23 protein-coding genes and 2 pseudogenes are annotated in these 24,162 nt (G+C 61.0%); 9 read left to right on the top strand and 16 right to left on the bottom strand.

Annotation, left to right across the window (positions count from 1 at the left end):
- Positions 1-175 precede the first annotated feature (175 nt).
- Complete coding sequence (gene tal, locus LPU83_RS56665) at positions 176-1,141, top strand: transaldolase (RefSeq protein WP_024314928.1); 966 nt, start codon at positions 176-178, stop codon at positions 1,139-1,141.
- A 267-nt stretch (positions 1,142-1,408) separates the two neighbouring features.
- Here tal and LPU83_RS56660 read toward each other — a convergent pair whose 3' ends face one another.
- Positions 1,409-2,245 (bottom strand): amidohydrolase family protein, encoded by an 837-nt coding sequence (locus tag LPU83_RS56660; RefSeq protein ID WP_024314927.1) that lies wholly within the window; start codon positions 2,243-2,245, stop codon positions 1,409-1,411.
- Between the two features lie 216 nt (positions 2,246-2,461).
- Here LPU83_RS56660 and LPU83_RS56655 point away from each other — a divergent pair, with 216 nt between their 5' ends.
- The 4 genes from LPU83_RS56655 (at position 2,462) to LPU83_RS56640 (ending at position 5,209) form a co-directional block, all read left to right on the top strand.
- On the top strand, positions 2,462-3,193 hold the full coding sequence (locus LPU83_RS56655; protein ID WP_024314926.1) for an SDR family oxidoreductase: 732 nt from the start codon (positions 2,462-2,464) through the stop codon (positions 3,191-3,193).
- 101 nt (positions 3,194-3,294) lie between these two features.
- Positions 3,295-3,933: a DUF1345 domain-containing protein gene (locus tag LPU83_RS56650; protein ID WP_167546220.1), complete on the top strand. Its 639-nt coding sequence runs from the start codon at positions 3,295-3,297 to the stop codon at positions 3,931-3,933.
- Between the two features lie 33 nt (positions 3,934-3,966).
- Positions 3,967-4,191: a hypothetical protein gene (locus LPU83_RS74270; protein WP_141652554.1), complete on the top strand. Its 225-nt coding sequence runs from the start codon at positions 3,967-3,969 to the stop codon at positions 4,189-4,191.
- A gap of 130 nt (positions 4,192-4,321) precedes the next feature.
- Positions 4,322-5,209 carry an adenylate/guanylate cyclase domain-containing protein gene (locus LPU83_RS56640; protein ID WP_231052207.1) on the top strand — a complete coding sequence of 296 codons (888 nt, stop codon included), beginning with the start codon at positions 4,322-4,324 and terminating at the stop codon, positions 5,207-5,209.
- Here LPU83_RS56640 and LPU83_RS56635 read toward each other — a convergent pair.
- The 8 genes from LPU83_RS56635 to LPU83_RS56600 form a co-directional block, all read right to left on the bottom strand.
- On the bottom strand, positions 5,206-5,379 hold the full coding sequence (locus LPU83_RS56635; protein WP_024314924.1) for a DUF1328 domain-containing protein: 174 nt from the start codon (positions 5,377-5,379) through the stop codon (positions 5,206-5,208). The two genes, LPU83_RS56640 and LPU83_RS56635, sit on opposite strands and share 4 nt — an antisense overlap.
- A gap of 150 nt (positions 5,380-5,529) precedes the next feature.
- The gene (locus LPU83_RS56630) at positions 5,530-6,024 is read right to left on the bottom strand and encodes an ester cyclase (protein WP_024314923.1); all 495 of its coding nucleotides are present in this window, start codon (positions 6,022-6,024) and stop codon (positions 5,530-5,532) included.
- Between the two features lie 59 nt (positions 6,025-6,083).
- Positions 6,084-7,511, bottom strand: coding sequence for a gamma-aminobutyraldehyde dehydrogenase (locus LPU83_RS56625; RefSeq protein ID WP_024314922.1), 1,428 nt, complete (start codon positions 7,509-7,511; stop codon positions 6,084-6,086).
- 76 nt (positions 7,512-7,587) lie between these two features.
- A complete protein-coding gene (locus tag LPU83_RS56620; protein WP_024314921.1) occupies positions 7,588-8,403 on the bottom strand; it encodes an ABC transporter permease in 816 nt (271 codons plus the stop codon).
- Positions 8,393-9,367: an ABC transporter permease gene (locus LPU83_RS56615; RefSeq protein ID WP_024314920.1), complete on the bottom strand. Its 975-nt coding sequence runs from the start codon at positions 9,365-9,367 to the stop codon at positions 8,393-8,395. Before LPU83_RS56615 ends, LPU83_RS56620 begins: the two co-directional genes overlap by 11 nt.
- A complete protein-coding gene (locus LPU83_RS56610; protein ID WP_024314919.1) occupies positions 9,364-10,350 on the bottom strand; it encodes an ABC transporter ATP-binding protein in 987 nt (328 codons plus the stop codon). Before LPU83_RS56610 ends, LPU83_RS56615 begins: the two co-directional genes overlap by 4 nt.
- 197 nt (positions 10,351-10,547) lie before the next feature.
- On the bottom strand, positions 10,548-11,708 hold the full coding sequence (locus LPU83_RS56605; RefSeq protein WP_024314918.1) for an ABC transporter substrate-binding protein: 1,161 nt from the start codon (positions 11,706-11,708) through the stop codon (positions 10,548-10,550).
- 132 nt (positions 11,709-11,840) lie between these two features.
- Positions 11,841-12,749 (bottom strand): LysR family transcriptional regulator, encoded by a 909-nt coding sequence (locus LPU83_RS56600; RefSeq protein ID WP_024314917.1) that lies wholly within the window; start codon positions 12,747-12,749, stop codon positions 11,841-11,843.
- Between the two features lie 181 nt (positions 12,750-12,930).
- Between LPU83_RS56600 and LPU83_RS56595 the strand changes: the two genes are divergently transcribed.
- Positions 12,931-13,653, top strand: coding sequence for a hypothetical protein (locus tag LPU83_RS56595; RefSeq protein WP_024314916.1), 723 nt, complete (start codon positions 12,931-12,933; stop codon positions 13,651-13,653).
- 68 nt (positions 13,654-13,721) lie between these two features.
- Here the strand turns inward: LPU83_RS56595 and lysS are convergent, their stop codons facing one another.
- The 3 genes from lysS to LPU83_RS56580 form a co-directional block, all read right to left on the bottom strand.
- Positions 13,722-15,266: a lysine--tRNA ligase gene (gene lysS / locus LPU83_RS56590; protein ID WP_024314915.1), complete on the bottom strand. Its 1,545-nt coding sequence runs from the start codon at positions 15,264-15,266 to the stop codon at positions 13,722-13,724.
- Between the two features lie 11 nt (positions 15,267-15,277).
- Entirely contained in the window at positions 15,278-16,735 is a 1,458-nt protein-coding gene (gltX, locus tag LPU83_RS56585) for a glutamate--tRNA ligase (RefSeq protein ID WP_024314914.1), read from the bottom strand.
- Positions 16,736-16,923: 188 nt separating this feature from the next.
- On the bottom strand, positions 16,924-18,693 hold the full coding sequence (locus LPU83_RS56580) for an SLC13 family permease (protein WP_024314913.1): 1,770 nt from the start codon (positions 18,691-18,693) through the stop codon (positions 16,924-16,926).
- A gap of 279 nt (positions 18,694-18,972) precedes the next feature.
- On the opposite strand from LPU83_RS56580, the gene LPU83_RS74265 reads away from it, so the two are divergent.
- Positions 18,973-19,146, top strand: coding sequence for an aldo/keto reductase (locus LPU83_RS74265; RefSeq protein WP_231052208.1), 174 nt, complete (start codon positions 18,973-18,975; stop codon positions 19,144-19,146).
- Between the two features lie 137 nt (positions 19,147-19,283).
- Here the strand turns inward: LPU83_RS74265 and LPU83_RS56570 are convergent.
- From LPU83_RS56570 to LPU83_RS56560, 3 genes and pseudogenes are all read right to left on the bottom strand, one after another.
- Positions 19,284-19,646, bottom strand: a pseudogene (locus LPU83_RS56570) (bestrophin-like domain); the annotation flags it as partial.
- Between the two features lie 33 nt (positions 19,647-19,679).
- Positions 19,680-21,017: an IS4 family transposase gene (locus tag LPU83_RS56565; RefSeq protein ID WP_197901939.1), complete on the bottom strand. Its 1,338-nt coding sequence runs from the start codon at positions 21,015-21,017 to the stop codon at positions 19,680-19,682.
- 46 nt (positions 21,018-21,063) lie between these two features.
- Positions 21,064-21,447, bottom strand: a pseudogene (locus LPU83_RS56560) (bestrophin-like domain); the annotation flags it as partial.
- 134 nt (positions 21,448-21,581) lie between these two features.
- Between LPU83_RS56560 and LPU83_RS56555 the strand changes: the two are divergent.
- On the top strand, positions 21,582-22,130 hold the full coding sequence (locus LPU83_RS56555; protein WP_024314911.1) for a glutathione peroxidase: 549 nt from the start codon (positions 21,582-21,584) through the stop codon (positions 22,128-22,130).
- 28 nt (positions 22,131-22,158) lie between these two features.
- On the opposite strand, the gene LPU83_RS56550 is transcribed toward LPU83_RS56555, so the two are convergent.
- On the bottom strand, positions 22,159-22,815 hold the full coding sequence (locus LPU83_RS56550; RefSeq protein ID WP_024314910.1) for a TetR/AcrR family transcriptional regulator: 657 nt from the start codon (positions 22,813-22,815) through the stop codon (positions 22,159-22,161).
- 123 nt (positions 22,816-22,938) lie between these two features.
- Between LPU83_RS56550 and LPU83_RS56545 the strand changes: the two genes are divergently transcribed.
- The gene (locus LPU83_RS56545; RefSeq protein ID WP_024314909.1) at positions 22,939-24,138 is read left to right on the top strand and encodes an HlyD family secretion protein; all 1,200 of its coding nucleotides are present in this window, start codon (positions 22,939-22,941) and stop codon (positions 24,136-24,138) included.
- The last annotated feature ends 24 nt before the right edge of the window (positions 24,139-24,162 follow it).

The following is a 24,162-nucleotide window of genomic DNA, read 5'->3' as shown; positions in this document are numbered from 1 at the left end:
TTGGCGGTCGGGGCGGTTTTTCGCAGGGACGACGCAGTTGCCGCCTAGCTTTGCGGCTCGTTTGGAAACGACGGGCGCAATCTGATGCGTAGCATGCAGGCTGCCAATTCGTAGATCATTTTTGCCGGGCGAGATTCGCATCGGCTCGCAGCTCAAGTCAAAAGGACCAGTGACCATGACATCCAAGCTCGACCAACTCCGCGAGATTACCACGGTCGTTGCCGATACCGGTGACATCGAAGCCGTTGCCCGTCTGAAGCCCGTCGATTGCACGACGAACCCAAGTATCGTGCTGAAGGCACTCGGTACGCCGATGTTTGCAGACACGGTCAAGGAAGCCGTTGCCTGGGGCAAAAAGCAGGGCGGCAATCCAGAGGCCGTTTCCGTGGCCGTTGCCGATCGTCTGGCGATTTCCGTCGGCGCTGCACTTGTGAAGCTCGTTCCGGGCCGCGTGTCGACCGAAGTCGATGCGGACCTCTCCTTCGATACCGAAGCGTCGCTTGCCAAGGCACGTTCCATCATCGCGGCCTACAAGGAACGCGGCATCGAACGCGACCGCATCCTCATCAAGCTGGCTTCCACCTGGGAAGGCATCCGCGCTGCCGAAATCCTGCAGAAGGAAGGCATCGACTGCAACCTGACGCTTCTCTTCTCGAAGGCCCAGGCCGTTGCTTGCGCCGACGCCAAGGTGTTCCTGATCTCGCCCTTCGTCGGCCGCATTCTCGACTGGTACAAGAAGTCGATGGGCAGGGAATTTACGCCTGAGGAAGATCCGGGCGTCATCTCCGTCCGTGACATCTACAATTATTACAAGGCCAACGACATCAAGACGATCGTCATGGGTGCATCGTTCCGCAGCGCTGGTGAAATCGAGGCGCTGGCCGGTTGCGATCGCCTGACGATCGCCCCGAACCTGCTTGACGAACTCTCCAACGATCAGGGCAAGCTCGAGCGCAAGCTGTCGCCAGACGTGACGAAGCCGGCCCCGAAGATCGCGATCGACGAGAAGACCTTCCGCTGGATGATGAACGAAGACGCCATGGCGACCGAAAAGCTCGCCGAGGGCATCCGCGCTTTCGCTAAGGATCTCGGCACGCTGCGCGCCATGGTCCAGAAGGAACTGCAGCTCGCAGCCGCCTGAGGCTTTCGTGCATTGGATTTTGAGAAGGGCAGTGCCGATGGCGCTGCCCTCTTTTTCTTTGTTGATAGAGGTCGCTGCAAGTTTGGCGCGGATCCTCCCGTCACCTTCATTCCTGTGCTTGTCACAGAATCCAGCCGCGGCGCGTCTGCGTCGTGAAAACGGTCTTTTCTGTTCAAGGACTTGAACGCGCTGGATCGCCGCCACAAGGTCGAGGATGAGGGAGGCTGACTTGTCAGCGATTTGAAGTGGCACCGCCCTCTTTGGTTTTCACATCGGCCAGATGCGTTTCGCGTTTGCCTGGTAGAGCTTGTCGCGCTCCTCCGCGCTGCAGCCCGATGTCAACGCGTGCGTGGCGGCGACCCAAGGGGTGAGACCGCCGCCGAGCGTGCAGACCGGCCAGTCGCTACCCCAGACGACGCGATCCCAGCCGAAGCTCTCGATCGTATGCTCGACATAGGGACGCAGACTGTCGACCGACCAGTTTTCGAGATCGCCATAGGCGATGACGCCAGAGATCTTGGCGGTCACATTCGGGCGTCGGGAAAACTCGACGATGCCGTTGCGCCAGACGTCGTCCATTCCGTCCTTGATCGGCGGATTGGCGCAATGGTCAAGAATGAAGCAAACATCCGGGCAATGATCGACGAGTGCGAGAACCGTTTCGAATTGGTAGGGAAAGACGCAGAGGTCGAAACTCATGCGGGTGGCCGATAGCCGCCTGATGTTCTCGCGAAACAGCGGCCGTGCTGCCGTATCGTCGGCAGCCACATGCAGCACGCGGCGGAAACCCTTGACGAAGGGATCGGCGAGCGACCGTTCGAGATAGTCCGCAAACCCGTTCTCCTCCGGTCGACAGGCGGCAATGACACCGCGCACGAGGCTGCCCGCGCGGCGGCTGATTTCCCTGACATAATTGGTCTCGTCGTCGATGCGCGCGGGCGCGACGTCCACCTCCATGTGCAGGACATTGGAGATCCCGCAGCGCAGCGCATCCCGCGCATAATCGTCGTAGAGGTTGTCCTGATTGAGATCACCCGCGCCGGAGAGCCAGGGATAGTCGAGCGCCTGCCGATCGACGATGTGCAGGTGAGTATCGAAAAGCATGCGGTTCCTCCCATTCATGCCATGCTGTCTGCCGCCGAGCTGCGGCATCTCGTCGGCTGGCGCCGCGGGATCAGAGATTTCCCGTGCCCGTCGGCCCTAAATTGACTAGGGTTTCTCCAGCGAGCGAAGCGCGCGTTATACAGGTTGACGCCAATTTGAATATATTGTTTGCATATGAATGAGTGCGCCGCAAGCGCTGGGATTTTGGGAGGATGCATGAGTCACGGTCTGGAAGGCAAGAAAGTCGTCATTACGGCGGCAGGTCAGGGTATCGGTCGAGCGAGTGCGGAGCGCTTCCTTTCGCTCGGCGCGCATGTCTATGCGACCGATATCAATGAGAAGACGCTTTCCACGCTTGAGGGCGCAGAAAGGCATACCCTCAATGTGCTCGATAGCGACGCCGTTCGCTCCTTCGCGACGGAGATCGGTCCGATCGACGTTCTCTTCAATTGCGCCGGCTTCGTTCATGCTGGCTCGATATTGGAATGCGAGGAGAAGGACTGGGACTTCTCCTTCAACCTGAACGCAAGGGCGATGTATACGACCTGCCGCACCTTTCTTCCCGGCATGCTGGAGAAGGGTAAGGGGTCAATCGTCAACATGGCGTCGGTCGCCTCCAGTGTGAAAGGCGTGCCCAACCGCTTCGCCTACGGCGCGTCGAAGGCGGCCGTGATCGGGCTCACCAAGTCGATCGCCTCTGACTTTGTTGCCAAAGGCATCCGCGCCAATGCGATCTGCCCCGGCACCGTGGACAGTCCGTCGTTGCACGATCGTTTGCGTGCGACGGGCGACTACGAGAAGGCGCTCAAGGATTTCATCGCCCGCCAGCCGATGGGGCGGATTGCAACGCCAGAGGAGATTGCTGCTCTCGTGACCTATCTCGCCGGCGACGAATCCGGCTTCACGACAGGTCAGATCCATGTCGTCGACGGTGGCTGGACCGGCTGAGATCGTATTGCTCCCGCTGCCATCATGCTGATATCAAGGACGATCTCGCACGGGCGGAGCGTTCAATGGCGGAATCCGCGAAGGATCTGGAAAGCTGGGTCATGGGGCAAGTGCGAAGGCATCTGGTGTTCGTCGTCGCCGTGGCCGCCGGGCTGGCGACGTTCCTGCTTTTGACGAGCCGCCAGGTCAACCCGCAGAACCTGATCTTCGGCTGGAACGTCGGCGCAATCGTGTTTACGGCGCTCACCTGGCGCCGGATGTTGCGAGCGAGCGTTGCGAGCATCCGCAAGCGGGCGGAGGATCTTGACTTTTCAGACGTCTTCCTGCTGGCGCTGTCGATCCTGGCGGCGCTCGCCAGCATCGCCGGCATCGCACTGGAGCTTCATACAGCCAAGGAGGCTGTGGCAGGCGAAGCACTCGTACGAGCGCTTGGTGCAATCGCCACGATTCTAATCTCCTGGGCATTCCTGCATACCTTGTTCACGGTACACTATGCACATCGCTTCTATGGCGGAGAGGACAAGGGGGAAGGGCTGAAGTTTCCGGAAGGCAATGACGAGCCGGTCTATTGGGACTTCCTCTATTACTCGTTCACAATCGGCGTGGCATCGCAGACGGCCGACGTCGCGACGACATCGGTGACCATGCGCAAGCTGACGCTCCTGCATTCCATCCTGTCGTTCCTGTTTAATACGACGATCCTGGCGCTTGCCATCAATGTCGGTGCGAGCCTCCTCTAACCCCTTTGGCTGCGTGGAGGGGCGCACGGATGTATGAAGCAATCTCCTTCTCCAGAGGTTGCCGTGATGGAAGCGTTGCGGCGTGAGAGATTGTTGGCACTTGCTGGCTGCGACGATGTCCGCCTCAGCAATCTCGAGCGCTTACAGATCATCGGCCCCGGACATGCCGGTTATGCCGCAAGCGATGTCAGCCAGCTCCGATTGATCCTTGCCCTGCAGGATGCCGGCATCGGCCTGGATGTGCTGGCGGAGGTTTGAAGCGGCAGATCTTTTCTCTGGAGTTCGCCAATCAGCTGATGTTCGAGCCGGTGATGATGACCGAGACATTGGTTTTGGCTGAGATGACGGCAGGCCAAATCGATCTCGACATGCTCAATGGCGTGAGGACATGCGCCAGTCTGCCGCCGCTTTCGGTGGATCAGCCGCTTCGCGAGGACGATGTAGAATTCATCCGGCTTTTGAGGGAGTGCACACAGCTTGGTGCCTCGGTTGCATGGAGCGGGTGTTGCGCGTCTTCGGTCATGCGGTTCGCCGCTGCGTCGACACGATGCGCGACCTCTTCCGCGGCGAGGTCGAGGAGCCGATGCTGAATGCGGGCCTGAGCTATCGCCATCTTCTGGAGATTTCCGCCGCAAAGCGGCTGTCGCTGCAGCGGATCGGTTTCCGAATGCTCTTCCTGTTGCAGCGGCGGATGCTGGAGGAGGCGGTTTTCGACAACATCGTCGGGAGGCTGCAGGATGCGCTGCGCGAGCACGGCCTGGAACCTGGTGACGAGGAGAGCTTGCCGGCCGCGGCCTTCGCCGATCTCTCCGGTTTCACCGGGCTGACGCATGAGATCGGTGACGTTTCCGCCGCCGAGAAGGCCGCCCGCTTTGAAGCAATCGCGCAACGTCTTTCGTGCGCGTTCGACGGACGGATCGTCAAGCCGCTGGGGGATGGGGTGATGATGCTGTTCCCGGACGCGGCTTCTGCGGTGCAAGCATCGTTGTCGCTGGTGGAGAAAAGCCGTTTGGATGAGTTGCCGCCTGTGCGAGTCGGCGTGGCTACCGGACAGGTGGTGCCGCGTGACGGCGATATCTTCGGAAGGACGGTTAATCTCGCGGCGCGTGTTTCTTCCGTCGCAGGGCCTTCGCAGACTCTCGTCTGCCCCAACACACGTGCTGCCGCCGAAGCGGCAGCACGTGGTCTTGCCTTCCAGGGGCTGGGAGCTGTGTCCCTGAAAGGCTTCAAGGAACCGGTGCCTCTTTTCGCCGCTCAACGCCTGGCAGCGGGCTAAAACACCGCACTGCCAGCCAACAGCGCGAGGACGAGGAAGATCAGGAAGATTACCAGCGCAATGCCGAACAGAACCCGCGCGATCGTTGCCGTTGCCGCTGAGACGCCGGAAAAACCGAGGAAGCCGGCGACCAGAGACACAACGAAAAATATGAGAGCCCATTTGAGCATGGATGATTTCCTCCGTGTTCCACGTCACGATGACGCGGGACAAAGAGAATGGTTCCATGTCCGATGGCCCACAATTGGTATGGCCGTCAGGCGCCAGTGCTTCGCGCAGGCAAGTTTGCCACGTCGGCAGGCACGCGGCGAGGCAGTCTGCTACATCAGGCCCAGTTGCTTGTAGAAGCCAAGGGCGTCGTAATAGTCGGACTGCTGCTTGATCGCTCCCTTCTCGATGACGAAGACCGAGGCGCCGTCGAACGAGAAGGACTTGTTGGTGGCGGCCGTCCCATCCGCCCAGGCACCGCTGTTCGTTCCTGTGAAGGTCCACTCGAACGAGACCTTGTTTCCGCTGACGATCGGATCGCCGCGCATCATCCATTTCAAGTCGGGCACGGCGGTCATGAAGTTGTCAATCACGGCAGCCTTGGCTTCGGCCTTGCCGACTGTCGGCTTGCCGACGGATGCGTCGTAATAACTCACCTTCTCATCGAAATAGGAGGCGGCCTTGGCGGCGTCATGGGCGTTCCATGCAGCCAGATACTGTTCCACGACCGCCAGCGGCGTCTGGTCGGCAGCATAAGCCGGCATTCCGGCAAGGGTCGAGGCGAGACAGATGCCGCCGAGGGCGGCAAGAATGGTACGGCGTTTCATGTAGGCTCCCCTTTGCATGTTTGTTTGTGTGGCGGCCGGGCCATTCGGCCCGGCGCAGGTCAGCCGTGATTGATCATCACGTGCCGGACGGCGGTGTAGTCTTCCAGCGCGTAGACCGACATGTCCTTGCCGTAGCCGGACTGCTTCAAGCCGCCATGCGGCATCTCGTTGGTGAGCATGAAGTGGGTGTTGATCCAGGTGCAGCCATATTGCAGGCGGGCGGCCGTCTTCATGCCGCGACTGATGTCTTTGGTCCAGACCGACGAGGCGAGGCCGTAATCGCTATCGTTCGCCCAGGTGACAGCATCCTCGACATCGCTGAAGCGGGTGACCGAGACAACCGGACCGAAGACCTCGCGGCGAACGATTTCGTCATCCTGCGTGGCGCCGGCGATGACGGTCGGCGCGAAGAAAAAGCCCTTCTCGCCCGATGACTTGCCGCCCGTCGTGACCTCCATGTGCTTGTGCTCGGCAGCCCGGGTGACGAAACTTTCGACACGGTCGCGCTGGCGCTTGGAGATCAGCGGGCCGATCTCGTTTTCGGTGTCGTCGGCCTGATTGAACCTGATCGAGGAGACGGCCGAGGAGAGGTCGGCGACGAACTTGTCGTAGACCTTGGCGTCGGCATAGATGCGGCAGGCGGCGGTGCAGTCCTGGCCGGCGTTGTAGTAGCCGAAGGTGCGGATGCCTGCGACGACGGCATCGATATCGGCGTCGTCGAAGACGATGACCGGCGCCTTGCCGCCCAGCTCCAGATGCGTGCGCTTGACGGTCTTGGCAGCAGCCTGCAACACCTTCTTGCCGGTGGCGACATCGCCAGTGATCGAGACCATGCCGATCTTCGGATGGTTGATCAGGGCATTGCCGACGCTCTCGCCGCGGCCGAGGATGACGTTGACGACGCCCTCCGGCAGGATATCGGCGAGGAGCTTCGCCATCTTCAGCGCCGTCAGCGGCGTCTGCTCGGAGGGTTTGAAGACGACGGTGTTGCCGCCGGCGATGGCCGGAGCGAGCTTCCAGGCCATCATCATCAGCGGGTAGTTCCACGGCGCGATCGAGCCGACAATGCCGACCGGGTCACGGCGGATCATCGAGGTGTGGTTCGGCAGATACTCTCCAGCGACCGGTCCATGCAGGTTGCGCACGGCGCCGGCGAAGAAGCGATAACAATCGACGATCGCCGGGATTTCGTCATTGAGCACGGCGTTGATCGGCTTGCCGCAGTTCAGCGCTTCCAGCGTTGCAAAGCCCTGCGCCGCCTTCTCGATCGCATCGGCGATCTTCAGGAGGTAGCCGGAGCGTTCCCCCGGTGTCGTCTGCGACCAGCTCCTGAACGCGCTGTCGGCGGCATCGACGGCGGCGTCGATCTGGCCAAGCGAGGCTTCCGGCAGGTCAAGCACTGTCTCGCCCGTCTTCGGGTTCAGGATGTGCTCTTCCGTTTCCGTGCCCGCTTCGAAGCGGGATCCAATCAGCATCGCGGTGTCCATGATGTTCTCCCTTGTCGTTGGTCGAGTGGGATGTGGGCGGAAAACCGCTTCACACTTTTCCGCATCCCACTCTGGGTTATTTGCCGGCTCCGGCGACCTGATCGCCGTCGCGGGTGAGGTAGTAGGCTGCCAGGATCGGCAGGAAAGTGACGAGCACGACGACCATTGCGACCACGTTCGTGACCGGGCGCTGGCGCGGACGGATGAGTTCTTCGAGCATCCAGATCGGCAGCGTCGATTGCTGGCCGCCGGTGAAGGTGGTCACGATGACCTCGTCGAACGACAGCGCGAAGGCAAGCATGCCGCCGGCGAGCAGCGCCGTGCCGATATTGGGCAGGATGACATGGCGGAAGGTCTGGAAGCCGTCGGCGCCAAGGTCCATCGACGCCTCGATCAGCGAGCCGGAGGTGCGGCGGAAGCGGGCGACGGCGTTGTTGTAGACGACAACGACGCAGAAGGTCGCGTGGCCGAGCACGATCGTCCAGACCGAGAAAGGGATGTCGAACAGGCTAAAGGCCGAACGCAGCGCAATGCCGGTGATGATGCCGGGCAGCGCGATCGGCAGGATGACGAGGAGTGAGATCGCTTCACGACCGAAGAACTTCGTCTGGCTGATCGCGGCTGCGCAAAGCGTTCCGAGTATCAGAGCGATGGCGGTGGCAACACAGGCCACCTGCACGGAGAGGCCGAGCGCGGACCAGACATCGGGACGGTTCCACGCAACGGCGAACCATTGCGTCGTCAGACCCGGCGGTGGCCACTGATAACTCCTCTCCTCGGTGGTGAAGGCGTAGACGAAGATCAAGAGGATCGGCAGATGCAGGAAGAGCAGGCCACCCGCGGCGGCGATCTTCAGAAGCAGCGGTGAACGCTGTGAACGGTCAGAGCGCATCGAAGGCCCCCTGTTTCTTGGCAAGCCAAAGATAGATGGCCATGATGACGATCGGGACGACGGAGAAGGCTGCCGCGAGCGGGACGTTGCCGGCGGTACCCTGCTGGGCATAGACCGCCTGGCCGATGAAAAGGCGCGACGAGCCGATGATTTGCGGAATGATGTAATCGCCCAAGGTCAGCGAGAAGGTGAAGATCGAGCCGGCAACGATGCCGGGCAGCGCCAGCGGGAAGAGCACCGTGCGGAAGGTCTGGCTCGGGGTTGCACCGAGATCGGCGGAGGCTTCGATGAGGTTGGCCTGGACACGCTCCAGTGCGGCCTGAGTCGGCAGGATCATGTAGGGCAGCCAGACATAGACGAAGACGAGGAAGGTGCCGAGATAGCTGACCGAGAGCGAATTGCCGCCGATGACGGGCAGGTTGAGGACACCGTCGAGCAGCCAGGAAAGGTGCAGCTTGGCGAAGATCCAGGTGAGAATGCCTTCCTTGGCGAGGATGAGTTTCCAGGCATAGATTTTCACGAGGTAGCTCGACCAAAGCGGCAGCATGATGCCGAGATAGAAGAGCGCCTTCCATTTGCCCTGCGCGTAGCGGGCGGCATAGTAGGCAATGGGGAAGGCGACGACGGCGGAGGCCAGCGTCACCAAAGCCGCCATGACGATGGTGCGGATGATGATGTCGAAGTTCGTCGGGCTGAGGAGCTGCGCATAGGTCGCGAGCGTGAACTCGTAGTTCACCAGGCCCGAGAAATCGTCGATCGAGAAGAAGCTCTGCAGTAGAAGTGCGATCAGCGAGCCGATGTAGATGATGCCGAGCCACAAAAGTGGCGGCGTCAGCATCAGGAAGAGCAGCAGCTTCGGATGCCGCCAGAAGGCATCGGAGAGCTGTCCGAAAAAACCGCCGCGACCGGGCAGGATCGACGTTTCCCGCAGCTCGGCCGGCTTGGTGAGGGCAAGCGCTGTCATGCTGCGTCATCCATGTAGTGCACGTCGACGGGCTGCCAGACGAGACGGACGCTCGTGCCGACATCCGGCACGTTGGTGCCGGCCGGCAGCATGACATGCAGGCGGGTGCCGCGGATATCGACCGAGAGGCGGGTTGCCGCGCCAAGGAAGCTTGCGGCCTGGACGCGCGCCTCGACGCCGTCGCCAGCGAGATGGATCGCTTCCGGGCGCAGGCTCGCCCAACGCGTCTCGCCGCCGAGCGAAGTCATCACCTCGGGCGCGATGACATTCGAGGAGCCAACGAAATCGGCGACGAAGCGGGTCTTCGGGCGGCTATAGATGTCGTGCGGCGTGCCCTCCTGGACGATGCCGCCATTGTTGAAGACGGCGACGCGGTCTGCCATCGACAGGGCCTCGCCCTGGTCATGGGTGACGAAGACGAAGGTGATGCCGAGCGCGCGCTGCAGGCTCTTCAACTCTTCTTGCATCTGCTCGCGCAGCTTCAGATCGAGGGCGCCGAGCGGTTCGTCGAGGAGAAGGACCTTCGGCTTGTTGACGAGGGCGCGGGCGAGCGCCACGCGCTGCCGCTGGCCGCCGGAAAGCTGTCCGGGCCTGCGCGCGCCATAGCCGGGAAGCTTCACCATCTCCAGCGCCTGCTCGGCAGCCTTGGTGCGCTCCGCCTTACCGATGCCCTTGACCATCAGCCCGTAGGCGACGTTGTCGAGAATGTTGAGATGCGGGAAGAGCGCGTAGTCCTGGAAGACGGTGTTGACGTTGCGGCGATAAGGCGGAATGCCCTCGGCTGTCTCGCCGAAGATTTCGATGTGGCCGCCCGTCGGCTGCTCGAAGCCTGCGATCAGGCGCAGGCAGGTCGTCTTGCCGGATCCGGAAGGGCCAAGCATGGCGAAGAATTCGCCCGGCGCGATTTCGAGATTGACGCCATCGACGGCGCGAACCTGCCCGAAATGGCGTGAGACCTTTTGGAAACGGACGGCGGGGGTCATTGTAAACTCCGGGATTGTGTCTGATGTCTCGTCCTCCCCGCAGGAAGGCGGTGGCCCAAAGGCTTCGACGAGGGGACAAGTCGGCTTTCCGTCGCCGCGCAGCGCTCGGACGTCCGCTCGTGTCTTCGGTTGTCCCCTCGTCTGCCCCTCAAAGGGCGTCTTCTCCGCTGACGGAGACGGTGAGGTTGCGGGCGAGATTATCGTCCGCCGATCACGCCGATATAGTCGGAGACCCAACGGTGATACGGCACGCACTCGCCCTGCGTCGTGCACTTGGCCGTCGGCGTTCTCCAGAACTTGATCTTGTCGAAATGATCATAGCCGTTCGTTGCGCAACCTTCATCGGTCAGCAGTTCGTTGCCCTTGCAGGCTGCGGGAACCGAAGGTACGGCGCCGAACCAGGCAGCGGCATCGCCCTGGACCTTGGCCTGCAGCGAATGTTCCATCCACATGTAGGCGCAGTTCGGATGCTCGCTGTCGACATGCAGCATGGTCGTATCGGCCCAGCCGGTCGCCCCTTCTTCCGGGAAGGTTGAGGCGATCTTCTGCTTGTCAGCCTGCATCAGGTTGACCTGGAAGGGCCAGGAGCCGGAGGCCACGACGCCCTCGTTCTTGAAGTCGTCGATCTGGATCATCGCGTCGTGCCAGTAGCGCGAAACGAGCTTGCGCTGGCCGCGCAGTAGGTCGAGGGCCGCCTTGTACTGATCTTCGTTCAGCTCATAGGGATCCTTGATGCCGAGTTCCGGCTTGTGCGCCATCAGGTAGAGCGCGGCATCGGCAACGTAGATCGGACCGTCATAGGCTTGGACGCGACCCTTGTTGGACTTGCCGTCCGGAAGGGTCTCTTCCTCGAAAACGACCTTCCAGCTGCTCGGTGCCTTCCCCTTGAAGGCATCGGTATTATACATCAGCACGTTCGGTCCCCAAAGGTAGGGAACGCCGTAGTGGACGTCGTTGACCGTGTACCACGGGCCCTTCTGCAGGCGCGGATCGACGTTCTTGAAGCTCGGGATGAGGTCGGTATTGATCGGCTGCACACGCTTGCCGGCGATCAGGCGAAGCGATGCGTCACCGGAGGCGGTGACGAGATCGAAGCCGCCTTCGTTCATCAGCGAGACCATTTCGTCAGACGTCGCCGCCGTCTTGACGGAAACCTTGCAGCCGGTTTCCTTTTCGAAGGCGGTGACCCAGTCGTAGCTCTTGTCGCTTTCGCCACGCTCGATGTAGCCCGCCCAGGCTACAATGCTGACCGCACCTTCACCGTTGCCCAGCGCCTTCAGCGGCTCCGCGGCGGCAACCTGCGTCACGAAGCTCAGGCTCGCGAGGGCCGCGGTGCACGATTTCAGAAGATATTTCATCGTCCGTCTCCCGGTTGTGCCACTTTTCGTGGCGTTATGTTCCCGGTTGAAAAGGTGCGACGAATTTTCCGGTTTCGCAAATTCATTTATCAGAAAGCCGATATCGGAATTTCCGATATTGTACCAGAATCGTCAGCGAGGCCGGCCGGATCGAAGCGCTTCGGCGATGCCGACGAAGTCGCGCGCGGCTTGCGGCAGACTGGAGCCCTTGCGCCAGACCATGCCGACCTGGACGACCGGCAGCGAGCCGGACACGTCGCGGCTCTCAATGCGATCGCCTTCCAGCGACCAAGGGCGATAGACGAGATCGGGTAGCAGCGCCACGCCGGCGCCGGTGGCGACCAGACTGCGGACCGCTTCCACGGAGCGGGTGCGGAAGGCAACATGCGGACGCGCGCCGAGCGCCGACAGCAGCTTGCCGGTGTTTTCCTCGATTTCGTCGACGGTCAGCATAATCAGCGGTTCACGGGCGATGTCGGCGACGGAAATGATGTCGGCAGAGACGAGCGGATGGCCCATGGGCAGCCACAGCCGGTAGGGCGAGGTTTCCAGGATTTCCGCCTGCAGGGCCATGCGGTCGCGCAGGTTGGAGATGACCATGACCGCCACATCCAACTCGCCGCCGACCAGCAGGTGTTCAAGATAGCCGCCATTGTCCTCGATGGCACTGACTTCGACGCCCGGACAGGCGCGGCGATAGCGCGCCAGGAGATCGGAGAGGACATAGCCGGCGACGAGCGAGGTGACGCCGATGTTGAGCGTTCCGGAAATCTCGTTCTGCTTGCCGGAAAAGCTGGTGCGAGCATCAGTGACGCTCGCCAGGATCTTCGTCGCGTGGCGCAGGAACTGGTGGCCGTTGTGGGTGATCGTCAGGCCGCGTGGATGGCGCTCGAAAAGCTCGACGCCGAGGTCGGTTTCCAGCTCCTTCAGGGCTTCCGTAACCGAGGATTGCGAGATCGAAAGGTTCTGCGCGGCGCGCGTCACGGAGCCCTGTTCGGCGACGGCAACGAAATACTGAATCTGGCGAAGGGTGAAGGCCATGCGCCGTTAGAGCATGGCCATAAGGACATTGGCAAGCATCGGGAAAGCTTGGACCTTTTTTGGTGCTAATCCCATACTGGCGCAAACTTGGAGGGCTCGTTTAAGTATTCAGAAACGTCATTTCTCTAGCGTTGAAACCACTCGTATTGCGTTGGAGCTTGTCAATGGCCGAGCAGTTGGCGTGAAGGCCCTACTGCGCATCTTCCGGCCTTCCCGGAAATTGGTGTTTATCATCGCTGGCGTCGCCCTTCTCGGGGGCGTCTCCGGCGGTGCCGCGCTTTTTATCGGCAAAGACAGGATCCTGGGCCTTTCCGCGGAAACAATGAACGGTCTCTCCTGCACCGACGTCAATCTCGTCACCATCAAGAAGCAGAACCGGGTCTGGATCCGCAAGTATATCAAGACCGAGCCGACAGATGGCATGACGCGGGTCAAGACCGCGCTTCGGGTGGCCAAGGCGGTCTACGATGCGCAGAAGCCTGATCTGGTGCAGGTCGTCGTCCTCGATACCAATGGGCCGACGCTGCGATCCGACATTCGCGGCCGGGCGATCGGCGCCGACGTCGTCTACATACCGCATCCCGATGCCGTTCTCGAAAGCGCGCAGGCCAAGGCCTATACCGCCCGCTATTACGACGGGTCGGCTGCCGCCAACGGGCTGTTCTTCGGCGAACGCGTCGATTTGCCCGAAGACGAAATTACGGCCCTGAACGCATCCTTTAACGAATACTCCGACTGTATCGATCCGATCGCTGTCGCTGCCACGAAGGGTGGCGAAGGCAAGAGCAAGGGCGAGAAGGCGGAAGAGGCGAAGGAAGAAAAGCCGGCCGAGGGCGGCGGGCACGGTGCTACGCCTGCTGAGCAACCTGCGGCGGAAGAAGCGGCACCGGCTGCCGGTCACTGACGGTTCGAAAAGAAAAAGGCGGCGAGCCCATCGGGCCGCCGCCTTTTCTCTATTCAAGTGTGCCTGTTTCAGTCAGCCTTGCTACGGCGAGCCGGAAAAAGGATGACGTCGCGGATCGATGGGGCGTTGGTCAAGAGCATGATCAGGCGGTCGACGCCGATACCGAGGCCGCCGGCCGGCGGCATGCCCTGGTCGATCGCATCGAGGAATTCGTCGTCCAGCTGCTTTTCCTTTTCACCGCGGGCATGTGCCTGCTCCAGCTGCTCGACCATGCGGCGGCGCTGCTCTTCCGGATCGTTGAGCTCCGAGAAGGCGTTGCCGAGTTCCCAGGCGTTGCAGTAGGTCTCGAAGCGCTCGACGAGGCGCGGCTCGCCCGGCACTTCCTTGGCAAAGGGCGAGATGTCCTTCGGGAAATGCGTGACATGCGATGGCTGAATGAGCGTCGCCTCGACCTTCTCCTCGAAGATGAAGGCAAGGCATTCGCCCCAGGTCCAGTCCTTCTCGACCGCCAAGCCGGCAGCCTTGGCGGCAGCGCGAGCTTCCTCGTCGGTCTTGAGGCTGAGGAAGTCGATGCCGGTCACTTGCTTGACGGCGTCGGGCATCGGTACGCGCTTGAACGGGCCCTTGAACGAGATCGTCTTGTCGCCGAAGGGGAACTCCGTCGTCCCGTGGATCGACAGCGCCAGGCTTTCGAACAGCCGCTCGACGAGGTCCATGATGTCCTCGTAGTCGGCATAGGCCCAGTAGCACTCCATCATGGTGAATTCAGGATTGTGCCGGGTCGAGACGCCTTCATTGCGGAAGTTGCGGTTGATCTCGAACACCTTGTCGGTAAGGCCCGAAACCAGCGTGCGCTTCAGGAACAGCTCCGGCGCGATGCGCAGGTACATGTCGAGCTTCAGCGTGTTGTGATGCGTCTTGAACGGCTCGGCCGTGGCACCGCCATAGACGGAGTGCAGCATGGGTGTTTCGACTTCCATGAAGCCGTCGTTTTCCATGAAGCGACGGATGCCGGAGACAATCTTCGAACGCTGCTGAAAGCGCAGTTTCGACTCATCGTTGGTCATGATGTCGAGGTGGCGCTTGCGATAGCGCGCCTCGATGTCGGTGAGGCCATGCCACTTTTCAGGCATCGGCAGCAGCGACTTGGTCAGCATTTCGATCTTCTGGGCGTTGATCGTGAGTTCGCCGCGCTTGGTGCGACGCACGACGCCGGTGACGCCGATGATGTCGCCGATGTCGATCATCGGCAGCAGGGCGCGGGCGTCTTCCGGCGTGGTGTCCTTGTGGCTGAAGATCTGAATCTTGCCGCCGGCATCATGGATATCCATGAACATCCCGGAGTTGCGCGAGGAGTAGACGCGGCCGGCAACGGTCACGATGTCCTGCGTCTCGACGTCGGCTTCGAGGTCCTTGTACTTCTCGACCAGCTCCGCATTGGTGATGGTGCGGTGGAAATGCGCCGGATAGACGTCGCCGATCTGCTCGCGCAGCAGCTCGAGCTTCTGGGCGCGCACTTGAGTGGCGTCTGAAGACAAGCCAGTGGATTTGAGCGTATCATCTTGTTCGATGATGTTTGCCGTTGCTGTGCGCTTTTCGTTTTTATCAGTCATGTTTCTAGCCTTCAGTTCTTCGGGCCGACGAGCGACGCCACGGCCTGCGACGCCAGTTTCAACCGCTGGCGCACGACCGAGCGGCCGAGGATCGCCATCGAGTCAAATAGCGGCAGCGAGCGCGACGACCCGGAGACGGCGACGAAGAGCGGCGCCACGACGACCTTCAGCTTCTTGCCCATGCGATCGGCAATAGCGCGCAGTTCGGCCTCGATGGTCTCGACATTCCATTCGAGGATCTTTTCGAGATCCGGCTGGACGGTGTTGAGGATCTCGAGGATCTCTTCCGGCGGCGACTTGATCTTGGCGAAGGCCGACAGGTCGAGGCCGAGATCGGACTTCAGCAGGAAGCCCGCGAGATCCGGAAGTTCGCCGAGCTTGGAGATACGCGACTGCGACAGGCGCAGGCCGGCCTTCAGCCGATCGTTTTCCATCGCCCAATCAAGCACGCGGGTCTGGAATTCTTCTTCCGACAGCTTCTCACGGATCCAGCGACCGTTCAGCCAATCGAGCTTCTGGATGTCGAAGATCGCGCCGGCCTTGGAAAGGTTGTCCGGATCGAACTTCTCGGAGAGCTCGTCCATCGTCAGCAGCTCTTCGCCTTCGGCGATCTGTACGAAGAACAGACCGAGGAAGTTCATCAGCGCTTCCGGGATGTAGCCGAGAGCGGAGTAGTAGGAGATCGAGGTCGGGTTCTTGCGCTTTGACAGCTTCGACTTGTCGGCATTGCGCATCAGCGACAGGTGCATGAAGACCGGTGCTTCCCAGTCGAAGTAGCGATAAAGCAGGATGTGTTTCGGCACCGAGGCCAGCCACTCTTCGCCGCGAGCGACGTGAGTGATCTTCATCAGGTGGTCGTCGATGACGTTCGCCATGTGATAGGTGGGCATGCCGTCGCCCTTGATCAGCACCTGCATGTCGACCGAGTCCCACGGAATGCTGACATCGCCGTAGACGCCGTCGGTGAAGTCGCAGGAACCTTCGGCCGGGATCTTCATGCGGATGACCGAGCTTTCGCCAGCTGCCATCTTGGAGGTGACTTCCTCGGCGGTGAGCTTCAGGCAGAGACCATCATATTTCGGCGCCTTGCCGGCGGCGCGCTGCTCTTCGCGCATCTTTTCCAGACGCTCGGGCGTGCAGAAACAGCGGAAGGCATGGCCCTTGTCCAACAGCTCCTGGCCGTAGGGCGTGTAGATTTCCTTGCGGTCCGATTGGCGGTAGGGACCATAGGGACCGCCGATGTCCGGGCCTTCCTTCCACTCGAGCCCGCACCATTTCAGCGCGTCCAGCACCTTCTTTTCGAATTCCGGGGTCGAGCGCGTCGCATCGGTGTCTTCGATGCGCAGGATGAACTCGCCGCCGTTCTTCTTAGCGAAAAGATAGTTGAAGAGAGCGATGTAAGCTGTGCCGACATGCGGCTCGCCGGTCGGCGAGGGAGCAATGCGGACGCGGACGCCGGAAGCTGTCATTTTATGTGCCCGTCAAATGATGCCGGACGGCTTTCCTGAGAAAGCGACGTTCGGCCGGAAAGAATGCAGATAACTGGATCAGGAAACCGGCCGGAAAAGGGCACTGCCCCTGTTCGTCGCCGATTGCCCATTTGGCTGGCCTTAAGGCCATATTCGACCGCGCGCGTCAAGGAAAATGGGCAATAGCGTCAGTGAACTGGCCAGACATGGAGCAGTGCGGGCACGCTGACGAGGACGATGATGAAGGACAACGGCAGGCCGAGGCGGGGGTAATCGCTGAAGCGATAACCGCCGGGGCCGAAAACCAGCGTGTTGCACTGATGGCCGATCGGCGTCAGGAAATCGCAACCGGCGCCGATGGCGACCGCCATCAGGAAGGCCTCGGGTCTATAGCCGAGCGCTTGGGCAAAGCTCGCCGCAATCGGCGCCATGACCAGGACCGTCGCCGCATTGTTGAGAAACGGTGTCACCGCCATGGCGGTGATGAGGATCAGCGCCAATGCGCCAAAGGGCGGCATCTGGGCCGCAAAGTGCCCGAGCCATCCGGCGATCAGATCGCTGCCACCGGACGTTCGCAGTGTGTCGGAGACAGGGATCAAAGCTGCAAGCATGATCAGGATCGGTCCGTCCACGGCCTTGTAGACCTCGGCAAGCGGAATCGCCCGGAAGACGACCATCGCCAGTGCGGCGCAGAAGAAGGCGACCGAAACCGGGACCATTCCGGCTGCCGTCACGGCCATCGCGGCCGCGAGGATCAGCAGCGGCACATAGGCCCTGCGCGGCCTGCCAAGCATGATGTCGCGCTGCGCCAAAGGAAGGCAGGAGAATTCCTGCAGGAACGCCGGCAAGTTTCGGCGGCTGCCCTGCAACACAAGAACATCGCCGGCGCGCAGTGTCACTTCGCTCAGCCGCTCCGTCAGCCGGTGGCCATGGCGGCTGACGGCAAGCAGGTTGATCCGACGGCGGTTCCACAGTGAGAGCTGGCGTGCAGACCAGCCGATCAACATCGATTCCGATGAGACGACCGCTTCGATTGAGGTCACGTCTCCTTCGGCTTTTGCTTCGGGAATCGGCTTGCCGGAAAGCTTGAGCTTGGCATTGGAAACGACGCGGTCCAGCGCTTCCGGGCGCCCCTGCAGCAGGATTGTATCTCCTGCCTTTAGAAGGACGTCAGGGAATGGCGAGAGGCGCGAATGTCCGCGCAGGATCGCAGTTGCGACCACTTCCCCATCGCCGAGCTGCAGGATCCCGTTCAGCTCCTTGCCTTCAAAGCTCGAGCCCTCCACCACGGTTGCTTCGGAGAAGTAGTTCTTGAGATCCAGCGCTTCCTCCAGCGACGGATTCTCGTTCTGCCGCTCGGGAACGAGCCAGTGGAAGAAAATCAGGAAGACGATTCCGACCAGAGTGAGCGTCGCGCCGACGGGCGTAAAGTCGAACATAGTGAACGGCGCCCCGGTAATTTCGCCGCGAAGGCGCGAGACCACGATGTTCGGCGAGGTGCCGATCTGGGTCATTAGCCCGCCGAGAAGGGCAGCAAAGCTCATGGGCATCAGGTAGAGCGATGGCGATCTCCCGGTTTTGCGGGCAAACTGGAAAGCGACCGGGATCATGATCGCAAGCGCGCCGATGTTCTTGATGAAGGCGGAAAGAACCGCGACGACAATGAGCAGCAGGGCAAGCTGCGCATGCAGCTTGTTCAGGTTGGGGAAGAAGCGCTTGATCGTCGTGTCGACGATTCCCGAGCGCGCGACGCCGGCGCTGACGATAAGCGCACTGCCGACGATGATGACGATGTCATCGCTGAAACCCGAAAATGCCTTGTCGAAAGGGACGATGCCGACCGCCACCGCCAGGACGAGAGAACAACAGGCGACCACGTCATAGCGGAACCGATCCCAGATGAAGACTGCCATCATCAGGCCGATGACGCCAAAGGCGAGGATCTGATGCGTTGTCATGCTCTTCCGGAAACTGAGACTGGGCGGCAGAAGACTCCTGAAGGATAACTGTGCCGCGCCGGCGGCTATTCAATCCCGCTGCGCCAGCAAAACTCTCTGCGTGCAAGTGGGCGCCGTGGTCCGTCGTCCAGGACGCGGGACGATGGCCGTCAAGACGCGAATGTCCCATCGATAGAGGTCATCTCGAGTTAAATAATCATATGTTAACATAATCGGCACTTCTCGAGGGAGAGACCGGCCGGCAGCAGGGCCTCGGCGTCGTCATTCACGGGGAGAGCGATGCCGCGCAAGACCGCAGCCGTCGACACTCTGATTGCCATCGCAGAGGAAACCGGAATTTCCGCCGGCCAGATCGCCATTGCATGGCTGCTGCACAAGGGCACGCTGCCGATCATCGGCCCCCGCACACCTGCTCAGCTTTCCGACAAGCATTCCGCTTGGCTTTCCCCATGATGTCGTGGCCCCAAGCCGCGATACGCTCGCCGGCGCCAACGCCGATCTCATCGACTGGCCAGCGGTGGCGGTTCGCTGAGCCTGATGAGGCGTCGCGCCGTGCTGTCGGTTCTCGATGGCGCGGCAATCGGGCGCTGCTACCGTTGAAGCTCAGCCAGCGCCCGGCGGAGAGGCGTGTCGGAAATCTCGATCCAGCCCGCGAACGGAACATCCATGTCGAGCACGACGAAGATCGATAAGGATATCAGCAGCGCAGATATGAAGAACATCAGGACAACGATGACGTTCCTGGGCGCGCGATAGCCGAAGCTGGCAAAAATCAGTGTCAGCCACGCCGTCAACATCGTGATGAGCGGCCGGGGGATGACGCCCTCCGACTGTTCGACGATGATCCAGCGCTGCTCGACGATCCTTTGATATTGCTGGCGGGCGTCGTTCCACAGCACAACATGCCCCGGGTTGGTTGGTGTGATCAGCGCAAGACTGTCGCCGACCGCGTTGAGAGCAAGCTCGCTCGTGCGGTCTAATGCAGTTCACTTAGGTTTGCTTACGGCTCTTATCGGGTATCTGGCAGGCAGTTTTTTGACGACACGGGGGCATGATCGCCCCCGTTTTTCTGTCAGCAGCAAGTCTGCCAATCTGTTTCTCAATCTGGTGAGGTGGGCGGGGATTTTGCCGGGTGCTTCGATCGCCATCCATCCCCATTCGTGACGCAGGTAATGCAGGGCTGTGATAAAGCTTAGTCGGGTTGGCTCGACTTGGGCTTCGGTCGCGACCTCTGCCATTTCGAGCCGCACCAGATTGTAGGCCAGCAACGCGCCCCAGACCTCCTGATAGACAGTCTCCGGCGTGCCGCTTCGCAGGGTCAGTTCGCTACCGAGAAGCTCCTGCTTGAGTTCGCGATAACTTGTCTCGATGCGCCATCGCTCTTCATACTGATGGACGATTTCGCTTGCCGGATAAGTTTGTCTGTCCATCAGCGATGTCAACAATATGCGCTTTTTGCCATGGCTGGTGGTCGTCTCGATGGCCCTGACCTCCCAGAAGGCCGGCAAGTCCGGTTCTGCCTGCCGCGCCTGGGGCGAGACCTTCATGCGCACCCGATAATCGGTGGGGTGCGGATCCAGTCGTTCCCATGTGCTGTTGGCTTTGGCCGGAATCAGCCAGTGACGCTCATGTCCCTTCGTCTGCAATTGCAAGAGAAGGCTGGCACTGAAGAAGCCCTTGTCGAAGACCGTCAGCGAATGGTCCGGAACCCGGTCGAGCAGGCTTTTGGCATAGAGCATCTCGTTTGTGCCATAGGCTCCGAACACCGCATCACGCACCAGATGCGTCGCCAGCGCCGTCAGCGTCAGCAGCCGCAATTGCGGATAGCTTGCGACAACGCCAGACGCGTAGGCCTGCGCTCCAAAATGCGCCCGGTTCTCCGGGCTGTCGGACGTCCGCAGCGTGCTGCCGTCCACGGCATAACGACAAAGACCCCGCCAGGCACGCCCGGATTGGTGGCGTTCATCCCAGCATGATGCACTCATTGCAAACAACTGCGCCAACGGTGCCTGACCCAAGCGCTGCCGTGCCTGTGTCAACGCGCTCTTGGCAATATCCGCGTTGACCTCATCGGGCAAAACCAGATCAAGATGGGCCACCACCTCCGGGATCGACTGATGACGATAAAGGGCCAACGCAATCACCAGCCAGACGACCTGCTCGGCTGGCAGCTTGCGCTTGCGGACGCTCGCCTTGCCTGTCGTGGCGAGAGCCTGAGCGATCCAGTCCGGGTCGATCGCCTGCGAAAGAGCCGATAATTCGGCCGAATGTCCAAGGGTGCGTGACATCACAAACAAAAACAGGATGGGAAAACGAATCCCCATCCTGAACCATCAAACTTGCCCGCAGCTCACTAAGTGAACTGCATTAGCTCGTGCGGTCGCTTTTTACCAGCGGATCCGGCGCCCGAACTGGATTGCTAAGGGCGTTTTCGACGTAGTTTTCCAGGCGCTTACGGGTTTCGTTGGCCTCGAGGCCGTAGGTGCGCAATGTCCGGTCAAGAAGGATGATCTGCGTTGCGAAGGCGTGAACGTTCTTGTCAATCTCGGCGAAGGTGTTCTTTGAGGAATTGATCATCAGGCCGAAGACGAGCGAGGTCATGACGACGAAGATGTTGGCGACCAGCCGGACGACGGTGTTCGTTTCGTCCTGGCGGTGATGGACCGGCAGCTTCGAATAAGTCAGCATCGTTCCGATCGAGGCTGTCATGAGCAAGGCGAAGACAACGACCGCCACCAGCAATTCCAGCACCATCTTACGTCGCACCTCCCGTGCTCTCGGGGCAAACTAGCTGTTTTCATTGATTTTGCCAGTGGACTGCGTTTGCCCGCTGGACAAACGTATGGGTGGGTATAGCTTCCGCAGCGAAATTCATGCTGGAGATTGCGATGACTGATATTTTGAATGTACCCGTGAAGCTGGCTGATGGTCGCGAGACGACTTTGAACGATCACCGTGGCAAGGTGATGCTGGTCGTCAATGTCGCCTCCAAATGTGGTCTGACCGTCCAGTACGAAGGGCTTGAGAAGCTCTATGAGGACAAGCGCGAGCGCGGCTTCGTGATTGCCGCCTTTCCGGCAAACAATTTCAAGGGGCAGGAGCCTGGCACGGATGCCGAGATCGTCGAATTCTGCACCCTGACCTACGACGTGAAATTCCCGATCTTCTCGAAGATCTCGGTAAAGGGCGAGGACAAGCACCCGCTTTACCAACTGCTGACAGCCGCTGCCGGTACTGCCATTGGCGAGGGTCCGATGCGGGAGCGGCTGCGCAACAACGGCCTGGCGAGCGGCGACAACAGTGAAATCCTCTGGAATTTCGAAAAGTTTCTGGTCGGTCGCGACGGCAAGGTGGCTGCGCGGTTTGCGCCGGATGTCACCGCCGAGGATCAGCGGCTGGTCTCGGCGATCGACAAGGAGCTTGCAAGGACCGCCTGACGCCGGTCTTCGCGCTCAAGCACGGCCTCTATGACGGAACGACTGCCGCACCGTTCATAAACAGATCGGCGCACATTTTTGCCCGCGCGGCGATCTCCTCGATCCCGGGGGCCGGCTGCTGGCGCAACATTGCGGCGCGCTGGGGCTCCATGGCCATCATGCCGCGCAGCATCCCGCAGGCGGCATGCGGGTCGGCGAGGGCGATGACGCCGCGATCGACCTGCTTGCGCAGCCATCCCTCCATCAGCGCATTCGTTCTGACGATGGCGTTTTCATAGAACGAAGCCGCGATCTCGGGGAAGCGGTCGGACTCGCCGATCACAAGGCGCATCATCGTGATGGTGTCTTCTGAGAGCGTCAGCATGCCGTAGGCCATCAGCATCCGCTCCAGCCCCTGGCGCAGATCAGCTGCCGCCAGCGTGGTCGGGTCGAGCGCCAACAGAAAGCGGCCGATGCGATCGGAAATCAGATCCGAGAAAAGGTCGGCTTTTGTTGGAAAGAGTCGGTAGAGCGTCTTCGTCGAGACGCCGGCTTCCTGCGCGATCGCCGCGATGCTCGCCGTCGCATATCCATTCTCGTGAAACTGCTTGTTCGCAGCCTCGATGATGACGCTTCTGGTGTCCTCGTCGCACCGCGCCTGCGGTCTGCCACGGGGCCTTCTCTCGATCTTGTGATTTGGGACCATCACGATTTTCCAAATTCATGTTGACATCGATTTTATAGAGCATATTTTGGAAAATGTCAATTTTCCTTTTTATGCATCAGGAGCCGCAGCCCTCCCGACGGCGGCCATGATCCGGAGAAAACCATGACCGCCCAGAAGCTGCATGCTCTGAACAACAACAGCGCCCCGACCACTGAACAGGTGGTAGAGGCGGCCGAGGAAACGCTTGAGGCCGGCAGGCCGCTGCAAGCGGAGGCGCCACGCGCTGCCGCCAAGGCGCCGCAATCCCGCAGGCGACCGGGCCGGTCGCTGCTGCTTGGCGCGGCGGCCCTCGCGATCGTGGCCGCGGGCGCCTATTACGGGCACGATTACTGGACGGTCGGTCGCTTCCACGTGTCGACCGATGACGCCTATGTAAAGGCGGATAACGGCACGATCGCCCCCAAGGTCTCGGGCTATCTGGCCGAGGTGCTTGTCAATGACAACCAGCCGGTGAAGGCGGGCCAGCCGCTTGCGCGCATCGATGATCGCGATTTCCAGACCGCGCTCGACCAGGCAAAAGCCGACGTTTCCGCCGCTGCGGCCACGCTGAATGCCAAGCAGGCGGCCCTCGCTATCCAGCAATCGACGATCGCTGCCGCCCGCGCCACCGTCGCGGTTGACGAGGCCAACGAGACGTTCGCCGAGCAGAACAACAAACGCTATTCGAGCCTTGCCACCAACGGCTACGCCCCGGTCCAGAGCGCCCAACAGGCGGCCTCGCAGATCGCCGCGGCGCAGGCAACGATCGTGCGCGACAGCGCAGCCCTCGATGCGGCCGTAAAACAGGTCGATCTTCTGAACGCTGAGCTTGCTCAGGCACAAGCTGCTCTGGCCCGCAGCCGGGCCCTCGAGCGTCAGGCCGAGCTCAATCTCTCCTACGCCACGATCGTGGCACCGGTTGACGGCACCGTCGGCAACCGCACGCTGCGCGTGGGTCAGTACGTCCAAGCGGGTACGCAGTTGATGTCAGTCGTCCCGACGAATGCGGCCTATGTGATTGCGAACTATAAGGAAACGCAGCTGACCCACGTGCATGCCGGCCAGCCGGTTGACATCGAAGTCGATACGTTCCCCGGCCGCACATATCACGGTCATGTCGACAGCATAGCGCCGGCCAGCGGCCAGGAGTTTGCGCTACTGCCACCTGATAACGCGACCGGCAATTTCACCAAGGTCGTGCAGCGTATCCCGGTCAAGATCGTGCTCGATGGCAATGGCGTCGCCAGCGGCGACCTTCGTCCTGGCATGTCGGTGCAACCGAGCATCAACACCAAGGCCGCCAACGCGACTCATGGGGCCTGATGGGCAGAAGATGAGGATCTTGTC

Source organism: Rhizobium favelukesii, from assembly GCF_000577275.2.
Classification (GTDB): Bacteria; Pseudomonadota; Alphaproteobacteria; order Rhizobiales; family Rhizobiaceae; genus Rhizobium; species Rhizobium favelukesii.
Note: the sequence above shows the minus strand (reverse complement) of the source record. Positions and strands in the feature narration are given on the sequence as shown.